Below are 13,963 nucleotides of genomic sequence, written 5' to 3'. Positions count from 1 at the left end.
CGCCCTTCGTATCCGATCGGGCCCCTGCCCCGCACGTCCGGCCGGCGCCCGTGCCGGTGCCGGTGTCCGTGCCCCCGTCCCACCCGGTCCGGGCCGTGCAGGTCTGGCACCCGCACTCCATTCCGTCATGAGAGGACCCGAACCCATGGCCGACGCCCCCACCGGCAAGGTGACCTTCGTCGGTGCCGGCCCCGGCGCCGCCGACCTGCTGACGTTCCGCGCCGCGCGCGCCATCGCCGAGGCCGACGTCGTGATCTGGGCCGCGAGCCTGGTCCAGGCGGAGGTGCTCGAGCACGCCCGCGAGGGTGCCGAGATCCTCGACTCGGCCACCATGTCCCTGGAGGACGTCGTCGCCGTGTACGAGCGGGCCCGCGAGGAGGGGCTGCGCGTCGCCCGGATCCACTCCGGCGACCCCGCGCTGTGGGGCGGCACGCAGGAACAGCTCGACCGGTGTGCCGAGATCGGGATCGCGACGGAGATCGTGCCGGGCGTGTCCTCCTTCTCGGCCGTCGCCGCGCTCGCGCAGCGGGAGCTGACGATCCCCGAGGTGGCGCAGTCCGTGATCCTCACCCGGCTCGGCGGCGGCAAGACGCCGATGCCGCCCGGGGAGGAGGTGCGGGAGTTCGCGAGGCACGGCACCACCATGGCCATCTTCCTGTCGGCCGCGCGCAGCGGGCAGCTCGTGCGGGAGCTGCTGGAGGGCGGCTACCCGACCGCCACCCCGGTCGTCATCGCCTACCAGGCGACCTGGCCGGAGGAGCTGGTCGTGCGGTGCACGGTCGGCACGCTGGAGGAGACCGTCAAGGAGCACAAGCTCTGGAAGCACACGCTGTTCCTGGTCGGTCCGGCCCTCGACGCCCACGGCACCCGCTCGCACCTCTACCACCCCGGTCACTTCCACGGCTACCGCAAGGCCGACCCGGCCGCCCGCAGGGCGCTGCGCGAACGGGGTGCGAGTACGTGATCACGGTGGTCGGCACCGGGACGGGGGCGCCGGTCCCGGAGGACGTCCTCGCCGGGGCGGAGCTGGTCGTCGGCGGGCGGCGGCACCTGGACGCCGCACGACTGCCCGAGGGTGCCGAGCGGATCGTGCTGGGGCCGCTGGCGCCCGCCCTGGACGCCATGGAGGAGTACGTCGCCGAGGAGCGGCGGGTGGTCGTGCTGGCGTCGGGTGACCCCGGGTTCTTCGGCATCGTGCGCGCGCTCGCCGACCGGTTCGGGGCGCGGCGGCTCGATGTGCTGCCCGGTGTCTCCTCCGTGGCCGCCGCCTTCGCGCGGCTGGGGCTGACGTGGGACGACGCCGTGGTCGTCAGCGCGCACGGGCGGGATCCGCGGACGGCCGTCCATGCGTGCCGGGCTCATCCGAAGGTCGCCGTGCTGACCGGGCCCGGGGCCGGGCCGGCCGAACTGGGCGCCGCGCTCGCCGGGACCGTCCCGGGGCGGGTGCTGGTCGTCGCGTCCGCGCTGGGCGACCCCGGGCGCGAGCGGGTGGAGCGGGTCACGCCGGCCGAGGCGGCGGCCCGGGAGTGGGGTGCGGCGGTGAGTGTGGTGCTGTGCCTGGACGAGGCACGGGTCCTCGGGCCCGCGCGGACCCTCGCGGGGGCGGCGCGGCCCGCCGGATGGGCGCTGCCCGAAGAGGACTTCGCCCACCGCGACTCGATGATCACCAAGTTCGAGGTGCGGGCGCTGGCGCTCGCCCGGCTGGGCCCCCGGATCGGCGACCTGGTCTGGGACGTCGGCTCCGGGTCGGGGTCCGTCGCCGTGGAGTGCGCGCGGCTGGGCGCCGCCGTCAGCGCCGTGGAGAAGACCGAGGACGGGGTCGCGCGGATCCGCGCCAACGCCGGCGCGCACGGGGTCGACGTGCACGTGGTGCGGGGGACCGCGCCGGACGCGTTGCGCGAACTCGACGACCCGGACGCCGTGTTCGTCGGGGGCGGCGGCCGTGAGCTCGCCGGCATCGTCGCGGTGTGCGCGCGGCGGGCCCGGCGGACCGTGGTCGTCGCCATGGCCGCGCTGGACCGGGTGCCGGCGGCCCGTGCCGCGCTCACCGACGCCGGGTTCGACTGCGACGGCGTCCTGCTGCAGTCGTCGCGGCTCGCGCCGCTGCCGGGGGACGTGACCCGGCTGGCGGCCACCAATCCCGTGTTCCTGCTGTGGGGCGTCCGGCCCCTCGCCCATCGAGAAGGAGTTGCTCTGTGATCGGCCTCATTTCCGCCACCGCGGCGGGGGCGGCGGCGCGCGACCGGCTGGCCGCGGCGTGGCCGGAGCGCACGCGCGTGTACGACGGTCCCGTCGGGGACGCCGTGCGGCGGGCGTTCGCGGAGTGCGAGCAGCTCGTGTGCTTCCTGGCCACGGGGGCCGTCGTACGGCTCCTCGCGCCGCTGCTCAGCGACAAGGCGTCCGACCCGGGGGTGGTGTGCGTCGACGAGGCCGGGCGGTTCGCGGTGTCCCTGGTCGGCGGGCACGGCGGCGGCGCCAACGAACTCGCCCGGCAGGTCGGGCAGTCGCTGGGCGCTCAGCCCGTCGTGACCACGGCGACGGACGCCGTCGGGATGCCCGGCCTGGACACCCTCGGGCTGCCCGTGGAGGGCGATGTCGCCGGGGTGACGCGGGCCCTGCTGGACGGGGAGCCGGTCGCGCTCGACGCCGAGGTGGCCTGGCCGTTGCCGCCGATGCCGTTCGCGGAGCGGGGGGCCCACACCGTGCGGGTGACGGACCGGGCGGTCGAGCCCGGCGCCCACGAGGTCCTGCTGCGTCCGCCGTCCCTGGTGGTGGGGGTCGGAGCGTCCCGGGGGGTGCCGGCCGCGGAAGTGCTCGAGGTGATCGAGGGGGCCCTGCGGGACGCGGGCCTGTCCGTGGACAGCGTGGCCGAGCTCGCCACCGTCGACGCGAAGGCCGACGAGCCCGGCATCCTCGCGGCCGCGTCCCGGCTCGGTGTGCCGGTGGTGACGTACTCCGCCGAGGAGCTCGCCGCCGTCGACGTGCCGAACCCGTCCGACGCGCCCCTGGCCGCCGTGGGCACCCCGTCCGTCGCGGAGGCCGCGGCGCTGGTGCGCGGGGGCGAACTCCTCGTGCCCAAGCGGAAGTCGGAACGCTCCGACGGCCGGCCCGCCATGGCGACCTGCGCCGTCGTCCGGCGTCCGGGGCGCGGGCGGCTCGCGGTGGTCGGACTCGGACCGGGCGCCCGGGACCTGCTCACGCCGCGGGCGACGGCGGAGCTGCGGCGCGCCTCGGTGCTCGTCGGGCTCGACCAGTACGTCGACCAGATCCGCGACCTGCTGCGGCCCGGCACCCGGATCCTGGAGTCCGGGCTCGGGGCCGAGGAGGAGCGGGCGCGGACGGCCGTCGCGGAGGCCCGCAGGGGTCAGGCCGTCGCGCTGATCGGCAGCGGCGACGCGGGCGTGTACGCCATGGCCTCCCCCGCGCTCGCCGAGGCCTCCGACGACATCGACGTGGTGGGGGTGCCCGGGGTGACCGCCGCACTCGCGGCCGCCGCGCTCCTGGGCGCGCCGCTCGGCCACGACCACGTCTCGATCAGCCTGTCCGACCTGCACACCCCGTGGGAGGTCATCGAGCGGCGGGTGCGGGCGGCGGCCGAGGCGGACATCGTCGTGACCTTCTACAACCCGCGCAGCCGGGGCCGCGACTGGCAGCTGCCGAAGGCGCTCGCGATCCTCGCGGAGCACCGGGAGCCGTCGACGCCGGTGGGTGTCGTGCGCAACGCCTCGCGGCCGGACGGGACGAGCCGGGTGACGACGCTCGCCGCTCTCGACCCGGCGACGGTCGACATGATGACCGTCGTGACGGTGGGCAACACCGCGACCAGGACCATCGCGGGGCGCATGGTGACGCCGCGCGGCTACCGGTGGCAGGAGGAGGCGCGGTGAACCGTGTGGTGCACCCCGTCGAGGCCGCGTCCTTCCGGCGGCCGCGCGCCCGGCGGGACACCGCGCACGTCCCGCCGCCGGCCCGGGCGGTCGTAGGGCGGGTCGTCCACTCCGCAGCCCGACCGGACCGCGCGAGCGCTCTCGTCACGGACGAGACGGAGCCGGTCGCGGCGCACGCCGGGGCACCCGTCGTGCGCGTCGAGGCGGACGCGGCCGGGATCGTCCGGCGGGAGACCGTCCGGCGTCCGAGGGCCGCGGAGTCCCGCCCCGGGCGGCCCCGCCCGACGCACACCGTGCGGCGGGCGTACGAGGAGGCCGGGCCCCGCGCCCTCTCCTGCGCGCCCACCGCCCCTGAGGCGCCGCCGGCGCTCGACGCCTCCGCCGCGCTGGGCATCGGCCCGCCCGTCATCTGCGCCGGAGCCGCCGCGTCCCGGGCCGCGTCGCGCGGGGGCGGGCTGCCCGCCGTGCGTGCCGTGTCCGAGCGGGGCGGGCCGGCGGTCGCCGCCGCCGCGGTCGACGCCCCGCTGTACCACCCCGCTTCGCCGTCGAAGCAGTCGAACACCTCGGAGGAGACCTCGTGACCACCCCGCCGCCCGCTCTGCTCATCGCCGGCCATGGCACCCGGGACGATGCCGGAGCCGAGGCGTTCCGCGACTTCGTACGGGAGCTGGGGCGCCGCCATCCCGACCTGCCCGTCGCCGGCGGCTTCATCGAGCTGTCCCCGCCGCCGCTGGGCGAAGCCGTCACCGAGTTGGTGGAGCGGGGCGTACGGCGGTTCGCCGCCGTGCCGCTGATGCTGGTGTCCGCCGGGCACGCCAAGGGGGACATCCCGGCGGCGCTGGCCCGGGAGAAGGAGCGGCACCCGGGGATCTCCTACTCCTACGGGCGTCCGCTCGGTCCTCACCCGGCGCTGCTGAGCGTGCTGGAGCGGCGGCTGGACGAGGCGCTCGGCGGAGCCGGGCGCACGCCCGGGGACCGGTCCGACGTGACCGTGCTGCTGGTCGGGCGCGGCTCGACGGACCCGGACGCCAACGCCGAGGTGCACAAGGCGGCGCGGCTGCTGTGGGAGGGGCGCGGGTACGCCGGCGTGGAGACGGCGTTCGTGTCGCTGGCGGCGCCGGACGTGCCGAGCGGGCTCGACCGGTGCGTGAAGCTGGGCGCGCGACGGATCGTCGTGCTCCCCTACTTCCTGTTCACCGGGATCCTGCCGGACCGGGTGCGCCAGCAGACCGAGGGCTGGGCGGCCGCCCACCCGGAGGTCGAGGTGCGGTCGGCGGACGTCATCGGCCCCGAGCCGGAGCTGCTGGACCTGGTGATGGAGCGGTACGAGGAGGCCGTCAAGGGCGACCTGCGGATGAACTGCGACTCCTGCGTGTACCGCATCGCGCTGCCGGGCTTCGAGGACAAGGTGGGGCTGCCGCAGCAGCCGCACTTCCACCCGGACGACGACGGCCACCACCACGGGCACGGTCACCACCACCACGGAGGGCACGCGCACTCCCATGCACACTGACGGGCACGACCTGCGCCACCACGGTGACGCGGAGGTACGCGACGACGGCTCGGCGCTGGTCGACCTCGCCGTCAACGTCCGCGCGGACACGCCCCCGGACTGGCTGCGCGAGCACGTCGCCGCGTCCCTGGCCGGCCTCGCCGCCTACCCGGACGGGCGGGAGGCGCGGGCCGCGGTGGCGGCGCGGCACGGGCTGCCGGCCGAGCGGGTGCTGCTGACGGCGGGGGCGGCCGAGGCGTTCGTGCTGCTCGCCCGCGCCCTGAAGGTCCGCCGGCCCGTGGTGGTGCACCCCCAGTTCACGGAGCCGGAGGCGGCCCTGCGGGACGCCGGGCACACGGTCGACCGGGTGCTGCTGCGGGAGGAGCACGGCTTCCGGCTGGACGCGTCGGCCGTCCCGGAGGACGCCGACCTCGTGGTGGTCGGGAACCCGACGAACCCGACGTCGGTGCTGCACCCGGCGGCCACCCTCCGCCAACTGGCCCGGCCCGGGCGGACCCTCGTCGTCGACGAGGCCTTCATGGACGCCGTGCCGGGCGAACGGGAGGCACTGGCGGGCCGGACGGACGTGCCCGGGCTGGTCGTCCTGCGCAGCCTGACGAAGACGTGGGGGCTGGCCGGGCTGCGCATCGGCTACGTCCTCGCCGCGCCGGAGACGATCGCCGAGCTGCAGCGGGCGCAGCCGCTGTGGCCGGTGTCGTCTCCGGCGCTGGCGGCGGCGGAGGCGTGTGTGTCGCCTCGGGCCCTGGCCGAGGCCGCGCACGCGGCCCACCGGATCGCCGCGGACCGGGCGCACCTTGTCGCCGGGCTCGCCGAGTTCGCCTCCGACGGGTTGCGGGTCGTCGAACCGGCCGAGGGTCCCTTCGTCCTCGTACGGTTGCCCCGGGCGGCGGCCGTCCGTCACCACCTGCGCGGGCTGGGCTTCGCCGTCCGCCGGGGGGACACCTTTCCGGGGCTGGACGAGGGGTGGCTGCGGTTGGCGGTGCGCGACCGGGGAACGGTGAACCGGTTCCTGCAGGCGCTGGACCAGGCGCTGGCGATAACGTCCCGCTGAGCCGGGCGGTATTCGCCCCCGCCGCCCCTACCCGTCCCGACCCCGGGGGCCCCGCCCCCGGCCCCCCGGCCCCCGCCCACCCACCACCCGACTCACTCGGACGAGAAGCGAGCCACACCGGCCTCGGTGGGACGAACGACGGATACAGCCCCAGCCGTCCACCCCTCGACCCACCGAGTCGGGTGGTAATGGGGGCGCGAAGCCCGGGCGCCCGGGCGCGGACCCCCCTCGCAACGACCACAGCACCAGCCGTCCACCCCTCGACCCACCGAGTCGGATGGATGGGTGGGCAAAGGCCGCGCCCCCGGCCCGGGGCTCCTGGCTGGGTCAAGGGGCACGACCCCTCACCCCCTGCACCACGCCGGCACCACCCGACCCGATGGGACCAGCGGCGGCCGCAGCCCCGGGCGTCGTCTTCTCGGCCCACGAGTCGGATGGTGGGTGGGCAAAGGCCGCGCCCCCGGCCCGGGGCCCCTGGCTGGGTCAAGGGGCACGACCCCTCACCCCCTGCACCACGCCGGCACCACCCGACCCGATGGGACCAGCGGCGGCCGTAGCGCGGGGCGTTCACCTCTCGGCTCACCGAGTCGGGGTGGTGGGTGGGCAAAGGCCGCGACGAAGTCAAGGGCTCGGGGCGGAGTCCCTGGCGGCGGGGCCGGTCTCAGCTTCGTCGCCGCGCCAGCGTCACCGCTCCTCCGCCCAGTACCAGCAGGGCGACCGCGCCGCCCACGACGTACGGGGTCGCCGAGCTGCCGCCCGTCGCCGCGAGGTCGGAGCCGGCGGGTGCGCCCTGGGCCTTGATGTCGGCGGCCGGTGCGGCGTCCGACGGGGTCGGCCCTGCGGACGCCTCCCGCGCCGCGGGCGTCTCGCACGTCGCCCGCGCCAGCGTCACCGTGCCGGTGACCTCCGCGACGTTCAGCTTCAGCGGGTCGACGGAGACGGTGAGTTCGAGGGCGGTGGCCGCGGCCGTGCGGGAGGTCGTCTCCCGCTTCGACAGGTCGAGGCGCACCTCGCCCACCCCGGGGACCTTCACGTCGGTCGGCCCGCCGGCGGACACCGACACCCTTTTGCCGAGGACCGTCACCGAGCCGATCACCCGGGACGCGGCGACCGGTGTCTTCCCGGTCTCGCAGACGGCCTTCGAGGAGACGCCCTCGACCTCGACGAGCGACAGCAGGGGCAGGCCGGGGACGTGCAGCCTGGCCTGGGCGAGCCGGGTGGAGGCCTCGGCCTTGCCCTCCCGCACCGTCGCCCGTGCCTCGGCCACGTCCGCGCGCAGCACGTCGACCGGACGGTCGCCGTCGACCCCCTCCACCTCGACGCTCAGTGCCGTCCTCCGCGCACTGTGCGGCGCCTGCACCTCGTTGAGGGTGGCGGCGAGGGGTACGTGGACGGTCTTGTCGAGCAGGGCCACGTCGAGGCCGGTGCGCAGCACGACGGCGCTTGCGTGGCCCTCGTCGGTCGCGTGAGCGGAGTGCGCGCCGGCCAGGGCGACGGGACCGGCGGCCAACGCCGTGGCCGCCACTGCGGTGGCGCAACGGCGTGCGGGCATGCGGAAGTTGTTGCCGTTCAAGGTGGTGGGACCCCCAGGGAGAACGAGCTCGGGACCTCGAAAGGATGTCGCACCACCGGTCGTTCGACAGCGTTCCCGTCCCGGTTCACACGATCGGGGCGCACCCGTGCACGCATTCGAGTCGCCGTTCACGCCGTGGAGCTCGCCCTCCCCCGGCCGGGAATCACGACGGCCGCCTCCTCAGGCCACGACCCGCCCGTTCGTCACCACCCGCGACGGCGCGGCCAGCACGCGTACGTCCGTGCGGGGGTCCCGTTCGTACACCACCAGGTCCGCCGCCGCGCCCTCCTCCAGGCCGGGGCGGCCGAGCCACTTTCGGGCGGACCAGGTCGTCGCCGAGAGGGCGTCGATCGGGGGGATGCCGGCCGTGACGAGTTCCGCCACCTCCTCCGCGACCAGGCCGTGCGGCAGGGTGCCGCCCGCGTCCGTGCCGACGTAGACCGGGATGCCGGCGTCGTAGGCGTTGCGGACGGTGTCGTAGCGGCGGGCGTGGAGGCGGCGCATGTGGGTCGCCCAGGTGGGGTACCTGGTCTCGCCGCCGGCGGCCAGTTTGGGGAACGTCGCGATGTTGACCAGGGTCGGGACGATCGCGACGCGGCGGGCGGCGAAGAGGGGGATCAGGTCGTCCGTGAGGCCCGTGGCGTGTTCGATGCAGTCGATGCCCGATTCCACGAGGTCCTGCAGGGAGTCCTCGGAGAAGCAGTGGGCCGTGACCCTCGCGCCCAGGCGGTGGGCCTCCTCGATCGCCGCTCCGACGGCCTCGCGCGGCCAGCAGGCCGACAGGTCGCCCACCTCGCGGTCGATCCAGTCGCCGACCAGCTTCACCCAGCCGTCGCCGCGCCGGGCCTCCCGGGCGACGTAGGCGACGAGGTCCTCCGGTTCGACCTCGTGGGCGTAGCCGCGGATGTAGCGGCGGGTGCGGGCGATGTGCCGGCCGGCCCGGATGATCTTCGGGAGGTCCTCGCGGTCGTCGATCCAGCGGGTGTCGGAGGGGGAACCCGCGTCGCGGACGAGCAGCGTCCCGGCGTCCCGGTCGGTCATCGCCTGCCGCTCCGCCACGTCCCGGTCTACCGGCCCGTGGGGGCCCAGGCCGACGTGGCAGTGCGCGTCCACCAGGCCGGGCAGCGCCCAGCCCTCCACCCTGCGGACGTCGCGGGCGCCGACCGGGCGGTCGTAGGAGATCCTGCCGCCGACGATCCACAGCTCGTCGCGGACGTCGCCGGGTCCGGCCAGGACCCGGCCCTTCACGTGCAGCACCGGCTCATCGCTCATGCACTGCACCCTAGTCATCCGGTCACTCGGGCTTGCCCACCTGGTCGGACGTCTCCTCCTCCACCTCCGCCATCGCGGGGTCGAGGAGGCGGGAGAGGAAGTGGCGGGTGCGCTCGTGGCGCGGGTTGCCGATGACCTGTTCGGGCGTGCCGTCCTCGACGATCACGCCGCCGTCCATGAAGACGACACGGTCGGCGACCTCGCGGGCGAAGGTCATCTCGTGGGTGACGACCATCATCGTCATGCCGTCCTGCGCGAGCATCCGCATGACGGCGAGGACGTCGCCCACCAGCTCCGGGTCCAGTGCCGACGTCGGCTCGTCGAACAGCATGACCTCGGGTCCCATCGCGAGCGCGCGGGCGATGGCGACGCGCTGCTGCTGGCCGCCGGAGAGGGAGGACGGGTAGGCGTCGGCCTTCTCGGACAGGCCCACCCGCTCCAGGTTCTCCGCGGCCACCTTCGCCGCCTGCCCCTTGTCGCGCCGGAGCACCCGGCGCTGCGGCAGGGTCAGGTTCTCGGTCACGGTGAGGTGCGGGAAGAGGTTGAACTGCTGGAAGACCATGCCGATGCGGCGGCGGGCGGCATCGATGTCGACGTCGGGGTCGGTCAGCTCGGTGCCGCCCACGAAGACCTGGCCCTTGGTGGGTTCCTCCAGGAGGTTCACGCACCTGAGCAGTGTCGACTTGCCCGATCCGGACGGGCCGATGACGCAGACGACCTCGCCCTGCCCGATCTGTAGGTCGATGCCGCGCAGGACCTCGTTGTCGCCGAACGACTTGTGGAGGCCGCGTACGTCGATCTCGGGTCGGCTCATTTCACGGCCTCCTGTGCCTTGGCCTCCATGCGGCGTACGACGAAGCCGAGCGGGATCGTGACCAGCAGGTAGCACAGGCCGGCGACGAGGATCGGCGTGGAGTTGGCGGTCGTACTGGCCAGGTCGCGGCCGTACTTGGACAGTTCGCGCTCCTCCAGGGTGACGCCGAGGAACAGCACCAGGGAGGAGTCCTTGAAGAGCAGGACGAGCTCGTTGGTGAGCGGCGGGAGGATGATGCGGAAGGCCTGCGGGATGATGATCGAGATCATGGCCCGGGCCGGTGAGAAGCCCAGGGAGCGGGCCGCTTCCATCTGGCCCCTGGGGACCGCCTGGATGCCCGCGCGGATCGTCTCCGCCATGTACGCGGCCGCCACCAGGCCCAGCGCCAGGGCGACCTTGCCGTACGTGCCGCCGATGATCTCCGTGCCCGGGAAGGCCAGCGGGACGGCGACCCCGATGAAGATGAAGATCAGCAGGGCGGGCAGGCCGCGGAAGATCTCGATGTAGATCCCGGCGAGCCAGCGGTAGGGCCCCACCGAGGACAGCCGCATCAGCGCGATGACCATGCCGAGGGCCAGTCCGACGGCGAAGCCGGACACCGTGTAGAGCACGGTGTTCTTCAGCGCCAGCGTGATGACGTCCGGGAACATCTGCTCGGCGATCTCGGCCTGCGCGAACTGGTTCTGCAGCCGGTCCCAGTCCGCCGAGACCGCGAAGGCGATCACGGCGGCGACGAAGACGGCGTACTGGACGCCGCGCGAGACGCCGCGCTTCTGGCGCCGGCTCAGGCCCTTGCGGCGCGGAACCGACGCGAGCTCGGTGTCCTCACTCATGAGGCGGACGGGGAGGCCGCGGCCGCGTCGTACGGGCCGATCCACTGCTCGTACAGCTTCTTGTACGTGCCGTCGGCCTTGGCGTCGGCGAGGGCCTTGTTGATGGCCTGGACGAGCTCGCTGTTGCCCTTCTTCACCGTGAAGCCGTACTGCTCGCCGGTGTTCAGGTTGTCGACGACCTCGAAGGAGTCGGCGGTGGCCTTGTCCTTCAGCCAGCCCTGGACGACCGGGTAGTCGATGACGACGGCCTTGACCTGGCCGGTGCGCAGACCGTTGAGGACGGCGTCGGAGGACTCGAAGGAGACCGGGTCGAAGCCCTGCTTCTTGACGTAGTCCTCACCGGTGGTCTGCGCCTGGGCGCCGAGCTTGACGTTCTTGGACTTCACGTCGGCGAGGGAGGTCACGCCGGCCTTCTTGTCGACCAGGACGGCCTGGGTGGCGTCGAAGTACGGGGCGGAGAAGTCGACGTTCTTCTTCCGCTCCTCGGTGATGGTCATACCGGCGGCGGCCAGGTCGCACTCGCCGGAGTTGAGGAAGGCGCCCGTCTTGAAGTTCTCGAAGGGCGTGTCGAGGATCTCCTGCTTCACGCCCAGGTCCTCGGCGACGAGGTCGACGAGGGAGACGTCGAAGCCCTGAACCTTGCCGTCGATCTCCGACTGGAAGGGCGGGTACGGCAGGTGGGTGCAGGTGGTGAGCTGTCCGGCCTTGACGAGCTCGACACCGCCGGCGGCGGTCTTCGAGCCGCTGCCGCCGTCGTCGGTGGAGGTGCAGGCAGCCGCGAGCATCATCCCTGCCGTCGCGGTGATGGCGGCCAGGATGCGGGTCCTGCGGCCGGGGATCGTGTTCACGGCGGGCCTTCCTGTAAGGGAGCTGAGAGTTCCGATTATAAGGAGAGGTTTGAGGCACTCAAAACAAACCGATGGTCGCAGGGGCTCGCGGCCTAAGAAGTCGCCGGTCGGAAGGGCGGGTTGGCGCCGGTTACTCTCGTCACCTCTACCCCGTGAGTGAAGAGAGCACCGCCGTGACCCACCCGTTCCTTGACCTGACCCCGCTGAGTGCCGCCCGCTTCGCGTCGATCGAGGACCGGGTGGCGCGCCTGCTGAGCACCCGGCAGGACGTCGTGATCATGCAGGGTGAGGCGCTGCTGCCGCTGGAGGGCGCGATCCGCGGCACGGCCGGTCCGGGCACGACGGCCCTCAACGTCATCACCGGTCCGTACGGGCAGACCTTCGGCGACTGGCTGCGGGACTGCGGCGCCACGGTGATCGACCTGGCGGTGCCCTTCCACACGGCGGTCGGCGCGGAGCGGATCCGGGAGGCGTTCACCGAGCACCCGGAGATCGACTTCGTGTCCCTGGTGCACGCGGAGGCGGCCACCGGCAACACCAACCCGGTGGCGGAGATCGGCGAGGTGGTGAAGGAGCACGGCGCCCTCCTCTACCTGGACGCGGTCGCCTCGGTGGGGGCCGAGCCGGTACTGCCGGACGCCTGGGGCGTGGACCTGTGCGTGATCGGGGCGCAGAAGGCGATGGGCGGTCCGGCGGGTGTGTCGGCGGTCTCGGTGAGCGAGCGCGCGTGGGCGCGGATGGCGGCGAACCCGCGGGCGCCGCGCCGTTCCTACCTCTCCCTCCTCGACTGGAAGGAGCGGTGGGTCGACGGCGGCCGCAAGGCGCTGCTGCACGCGCCGGCGCAGCTCGAGATGCTGGCGCTGGAGGCCTGCGTGGAGCGGATCGAGGCGGAGGGCCTGGCGAACGTGATGGCCCGGCACGCGTCCGCCGCCGCGGCGACCCGCGCGGGGGCGCTGGCCCTGGGCGGCGGCCTGGAGCCGTACGTGCACGACGCGGCGGAGGCGGCGCCGGTCGCCACGACCCTGCGCTCCCCGTCGGACGTCGTGGCCTCGGAGCTGGTGGCACGGGCCCTGGCGAGCGACCCGGCGCTGCCGCTGGCCGCGGGTGGGGGCGCGCTGGCCAAGGAGATGATCCGGGTCAACCACTACGGCGCCGACGCCACCCCCGGCGCGGTCCGCGCCAGCCTGACGGCCCTGGGCACGGCCCTCGCGGGACAGGGACGGGACGTCGACCTGCCGGGCGCGCTGCGCGCCGCGGACACGGCCTGGCGCTGAGTGCCCCGGCGCTGGGTGCCCCGGGCGCGCTGAGCGGCCCGGCGCTGAGCGGCCCGGCGCCAGGTCGTGTCCCGGGCGGTCGGAGCGGGCGGCGCCGGGCGGACTCGGCGCCGTCGTCGGTGGGTCCTGCGATGCTCCGGGCATGAACACTCTTCCCGACGGCCGGCCCCACCCCTGATGACGGGCGACGAGCGGGCCATGCTCGAGAGCTGGCTCGACTTCCACCGCGCCACCCTGGAGCTGAAGTGCGCCGGTCTGGACGACGCACAGGTCCGGCGGACGTCGGCCGAGCCGTCCTCGCTCACCCTGCTCGGCCTGGTCCAGCACCTGGCCGAGGTCGAACGGAACTGGTCCCAGCGGGTGTTCGCCGGCCTCGACGAACCGCCCGTGTACGAGGACGGGACCGGATACGCCCTGGAGGCCGGCCAGGGGACTCGACGAGGCGCTGGCCGTCCGGCGCCGCGAGATCGCGCGGGCGTGAGCTGACCGCCCGGCGGTCGCTCGAGGACACCGGGCGGATCGCCGGGGGTCCGATGGCCGGGCTGGAGGTCAGTCTGCGGTGGGTGCTCATTCATCTCATCGAGGGGTACGCGCGACACAACGGCCACGCGGACATTCTCCGGGGGCGTATCGACGGGGTTACCGGAGCCTGAATTCGGAGTAATTCACGGGCAATTCCTACGGGTGGTTTTCCATTGCTCTTCTGCCCGCTTTCCCCGGCGCTAAACGCAAAGATTTCGCGAACGTCCGGCGGTGCGCTTCAGGCAGATTCCGTGAGGGTTTCCGCCGTGTGACACGTTCCACACGTTGTCCGTTCTGCGGCTTTTCCACCGGGTGAATCCACGCATATCACCCAACTCTCGCACCCGGCACCCGCCCGCGCGGATAACACAGGAAC

12 protein-coding genes and 1 pseudogene are annotated in these 13,963 nt (G+C 74.2%); 8 read left to right on the top strand and 5 right to left on the bottom strand.

Translation table 11 applies throughout. The features are described 5' to 3' along the window. Positions 1–145: 145 nt before the first annotated feature. Genes cobM through cobC form a run of 6 tightly spaced genes read left to right on the top strand, consistent with a single transcriptional unit; the run spans position 146 to position 6,451 of the window. Complete coding sequence (cobM, locus tag ACIHAR_RS22480; protein ID WP_365462601.1) at positions 146–964, top strand: precorrin-4 C(11)-methyltransferase; 819 nt, start codon at positions 146–148, stop codon at positions 962–964. After that, positions 961–2,199 carry a precorrin-6y C5,15-methyltransferase (decarboxylating) subunit CbiE gene (cbiE, locus tag ACIHAR_RS22475; RefSeq protein ID WP_400021295.1) on the top strand — a complete coding sequence of 413 codons (1,239 nt, stop codon included), beginning with the start codon at positions 961–963 and terminating at the stop codon, positions 2,197–2,199. Before cobM ends, cbiE begins: the two co-directional genes overlap by 4 nt. Further along, entirely contained in the window at positions 2,196–3,887 is a 1,692-nt protein-coding gene (gene cobJ, locus ACIHAR_RS22470; RefSeq protein WP_400021293.1) for a precorrin-3B C(17)-methyltransferase, read from the top strand. The genes cbiE and cobJ overlap by 4 nt, the downstream gene beginning before the upstream one ends. Then, on the top strand, positions 3,884–4,468 hold the full coding sequence (locus ACIHAR_RS22465; protein ID WP_400021291.1) for a precorrin-8X methylmutase: 585 nt from the start codon (positions 3,884–3,886) through the stop codon (positions 4,466–4,468). Before cobJ ends, ACIHAR_RS22465 begins: the two co-directional genes overlap by 4 nt. Next, positions 4,465–5,400 (top strand): sirohydrochlorin chelatase, encoded by a 936-nt coding sequence (locus ACIHAR_RS22460; protein ID WP_400021289.1) that lies wholly within the window; start codon positions 4,465–4,467, stop codon positions 5,398–5,400. The genes ACIHAR_RS22465 and ACIHAR_RS22460 overlap by 4 nt, the downstream gene beginning before the upstream one ends. Further along, positions 5,390–6,451 (top strand): Rv2231c family pyridoxal phosphate-dependent protein CobC, encoded by a 1,062-nt coding sequence (gene cobC / locus ACIHAR_RS22455; protein ID WP_365462611.1) that lies wholly within the window; start codon positions 5,390–5,392, stop codon positions 6,449–6,451. The genes ACIHAR_RS22460 and cobC overlap by 11 nt, the downstream gene beginning before the upstream one ends. Positions 6,452–7,112: 661 nt before the next feature. Here cobC and ACIHAR_RS22450 read toward each other — a convergent pair. The 5 genes from ACIHAR_RS22450 to ACIHAR_RS22430 form a co-directional block, all read right to left on the bottom strand. After that, positions 7,113–8,024 (bottom strand): SCO1860 family LAETG-anchored protein, encoded by a 912-nt coding sequence (locus ACIHAR_RS22450; protein WP_400021286.1) that lies wholly within the window; start codon positions 8,022–8,024, stop codon positions 7,113–7,115. A 180-nt stretch (positions 8,025–8,204) separates the two neighbouring features. After that, a complete protein-coding gene (locus tag ACIHAR_RS22445; protein ID WP_400021284.1) occupies positions 8,205–9,296 on the bottom strand; it encodes an amidohydrolase family protein in 1,092 nt (363 codons plus the stop codon). A gap of 22 nt (positions 9,297–9,318) precedes the next feature. After that, entirely contained in the window at positions 9,319–10,110 is a 792-nt protein-coding gene (locus tag ACIHAR_RS22440) for an amino acid ABC transporter ATP-binding protein (RefSeq protein WP_365462617.1), read from the bottom strand. Then, positions 10,107–10,943, bottom strand: coding sequence for an amino acid ABC transporter permease (locus ACIHAR_RS22435; RefSeq protein WP_400021282.1), 837 nt, complete (start codon positions 10,941–10,943; stop codon positions 10,107–10,109). Before ACIHAR_RS22435 ends, ACIHAR_RS22440 begins: the two co-directional genes overlap by 4 nt. After that, the gene (locus ACIHAR_RS22430; protein ID WP_400021280.1) at positions 10,940–11,791 is read right to left on the bottom strand and encodes a transporter substrate-binding domain-containing protein; all 852 of its coding nucleotides are present in this window, start codon (positions 11,789–11,791) and stop codon (positions 10,940–10,942) included. The genes ACIHAR_RS22435 and ACIHAR_RS22430 overlap by 4 nt, the downstream gene beginning before the upstream one ends. Before the next feature lie 173 nt (positions 11,792–11,964). Between ACIHAR_RS22430 and ACIHAR_RS22425 the strand changes: the two genes are divergently transcribed. Together ACIHAR_RS22425 and ACIHAR_RS22420 are read left to right on the top strand one after the other, a co-directional pair. Next, positions 11,965–13,065, top strand: coding sequence for a pyridoxal-phosphate-dependent aminotransferase family protein (locus ACIHAR_RS22425; protein WP_400021322.1), 1,101 nt, complete (start codon positions 11,965–11,967; stop codon positions 13,063–13,065). A 142-nt stretch (positions 13,066–13,207) separates the two neighbouring features. Beyond that, positions 13,208–13,718, top strand: a pseudogene (locus ACIHAR_RS22420) (DinB family protein). Positions 13,719–13,963 lie beyond the last annotated feature (245 nt).

It is taken from the genome of Streptomyces sp. NPDC052016 (genome assembly GCF_044548445.1).
Lineage (GTDB): Bacteria > Actinomycetota > Actinomycetes > Streptomycetales > Streptomycetaceae > Streptomyces.
The sequence above is the reverse complement of the archived record's forward strand: the minus strand, read 5'-3'. Positions and strand labels throughout refer to the sequence as shown.

Excerpts from the sequence above, each read along its gene's own strand:
- cobM (WP_365462601.1), top strand. The coding sequence starts at position 146 with ATGGCCGACGCCCCCACCGGCAAGGTGACCTTCGTCGGTGCCGGCCCC.
- cobC (WP_365462611.1), top strand. The coding sequence starts at position 5,390 with ATGCACACTGACGGGCACGACCTGCGCCACCACGGTGACGCGGAGGTA.
- ACIHAR_RS22445 (WP_400021284.1), bottom strand. The coding sequence starts at position 9,296 with ATGAGCGATGAGCCGGTGCTGCACGTGAAGGGCCGGGTCCTGGCCGGA.
- ACIHAR_RS22440 (WP_365462617.1), bottom strand. The coding sequence starts at position 10,110 with ATGAGCCGACCCGAGATCGACGTACGCGGCCTCCACAAGTCGTTCGGC.
- ACIHAR_RS22435 (WP_400021282.1), bottom strand. The coding sequence starts at position 10,943 with ATGAGTGAGGACACCGAGCTCGCGTCGGTTCCGCGCCGCAAGGGCCTG.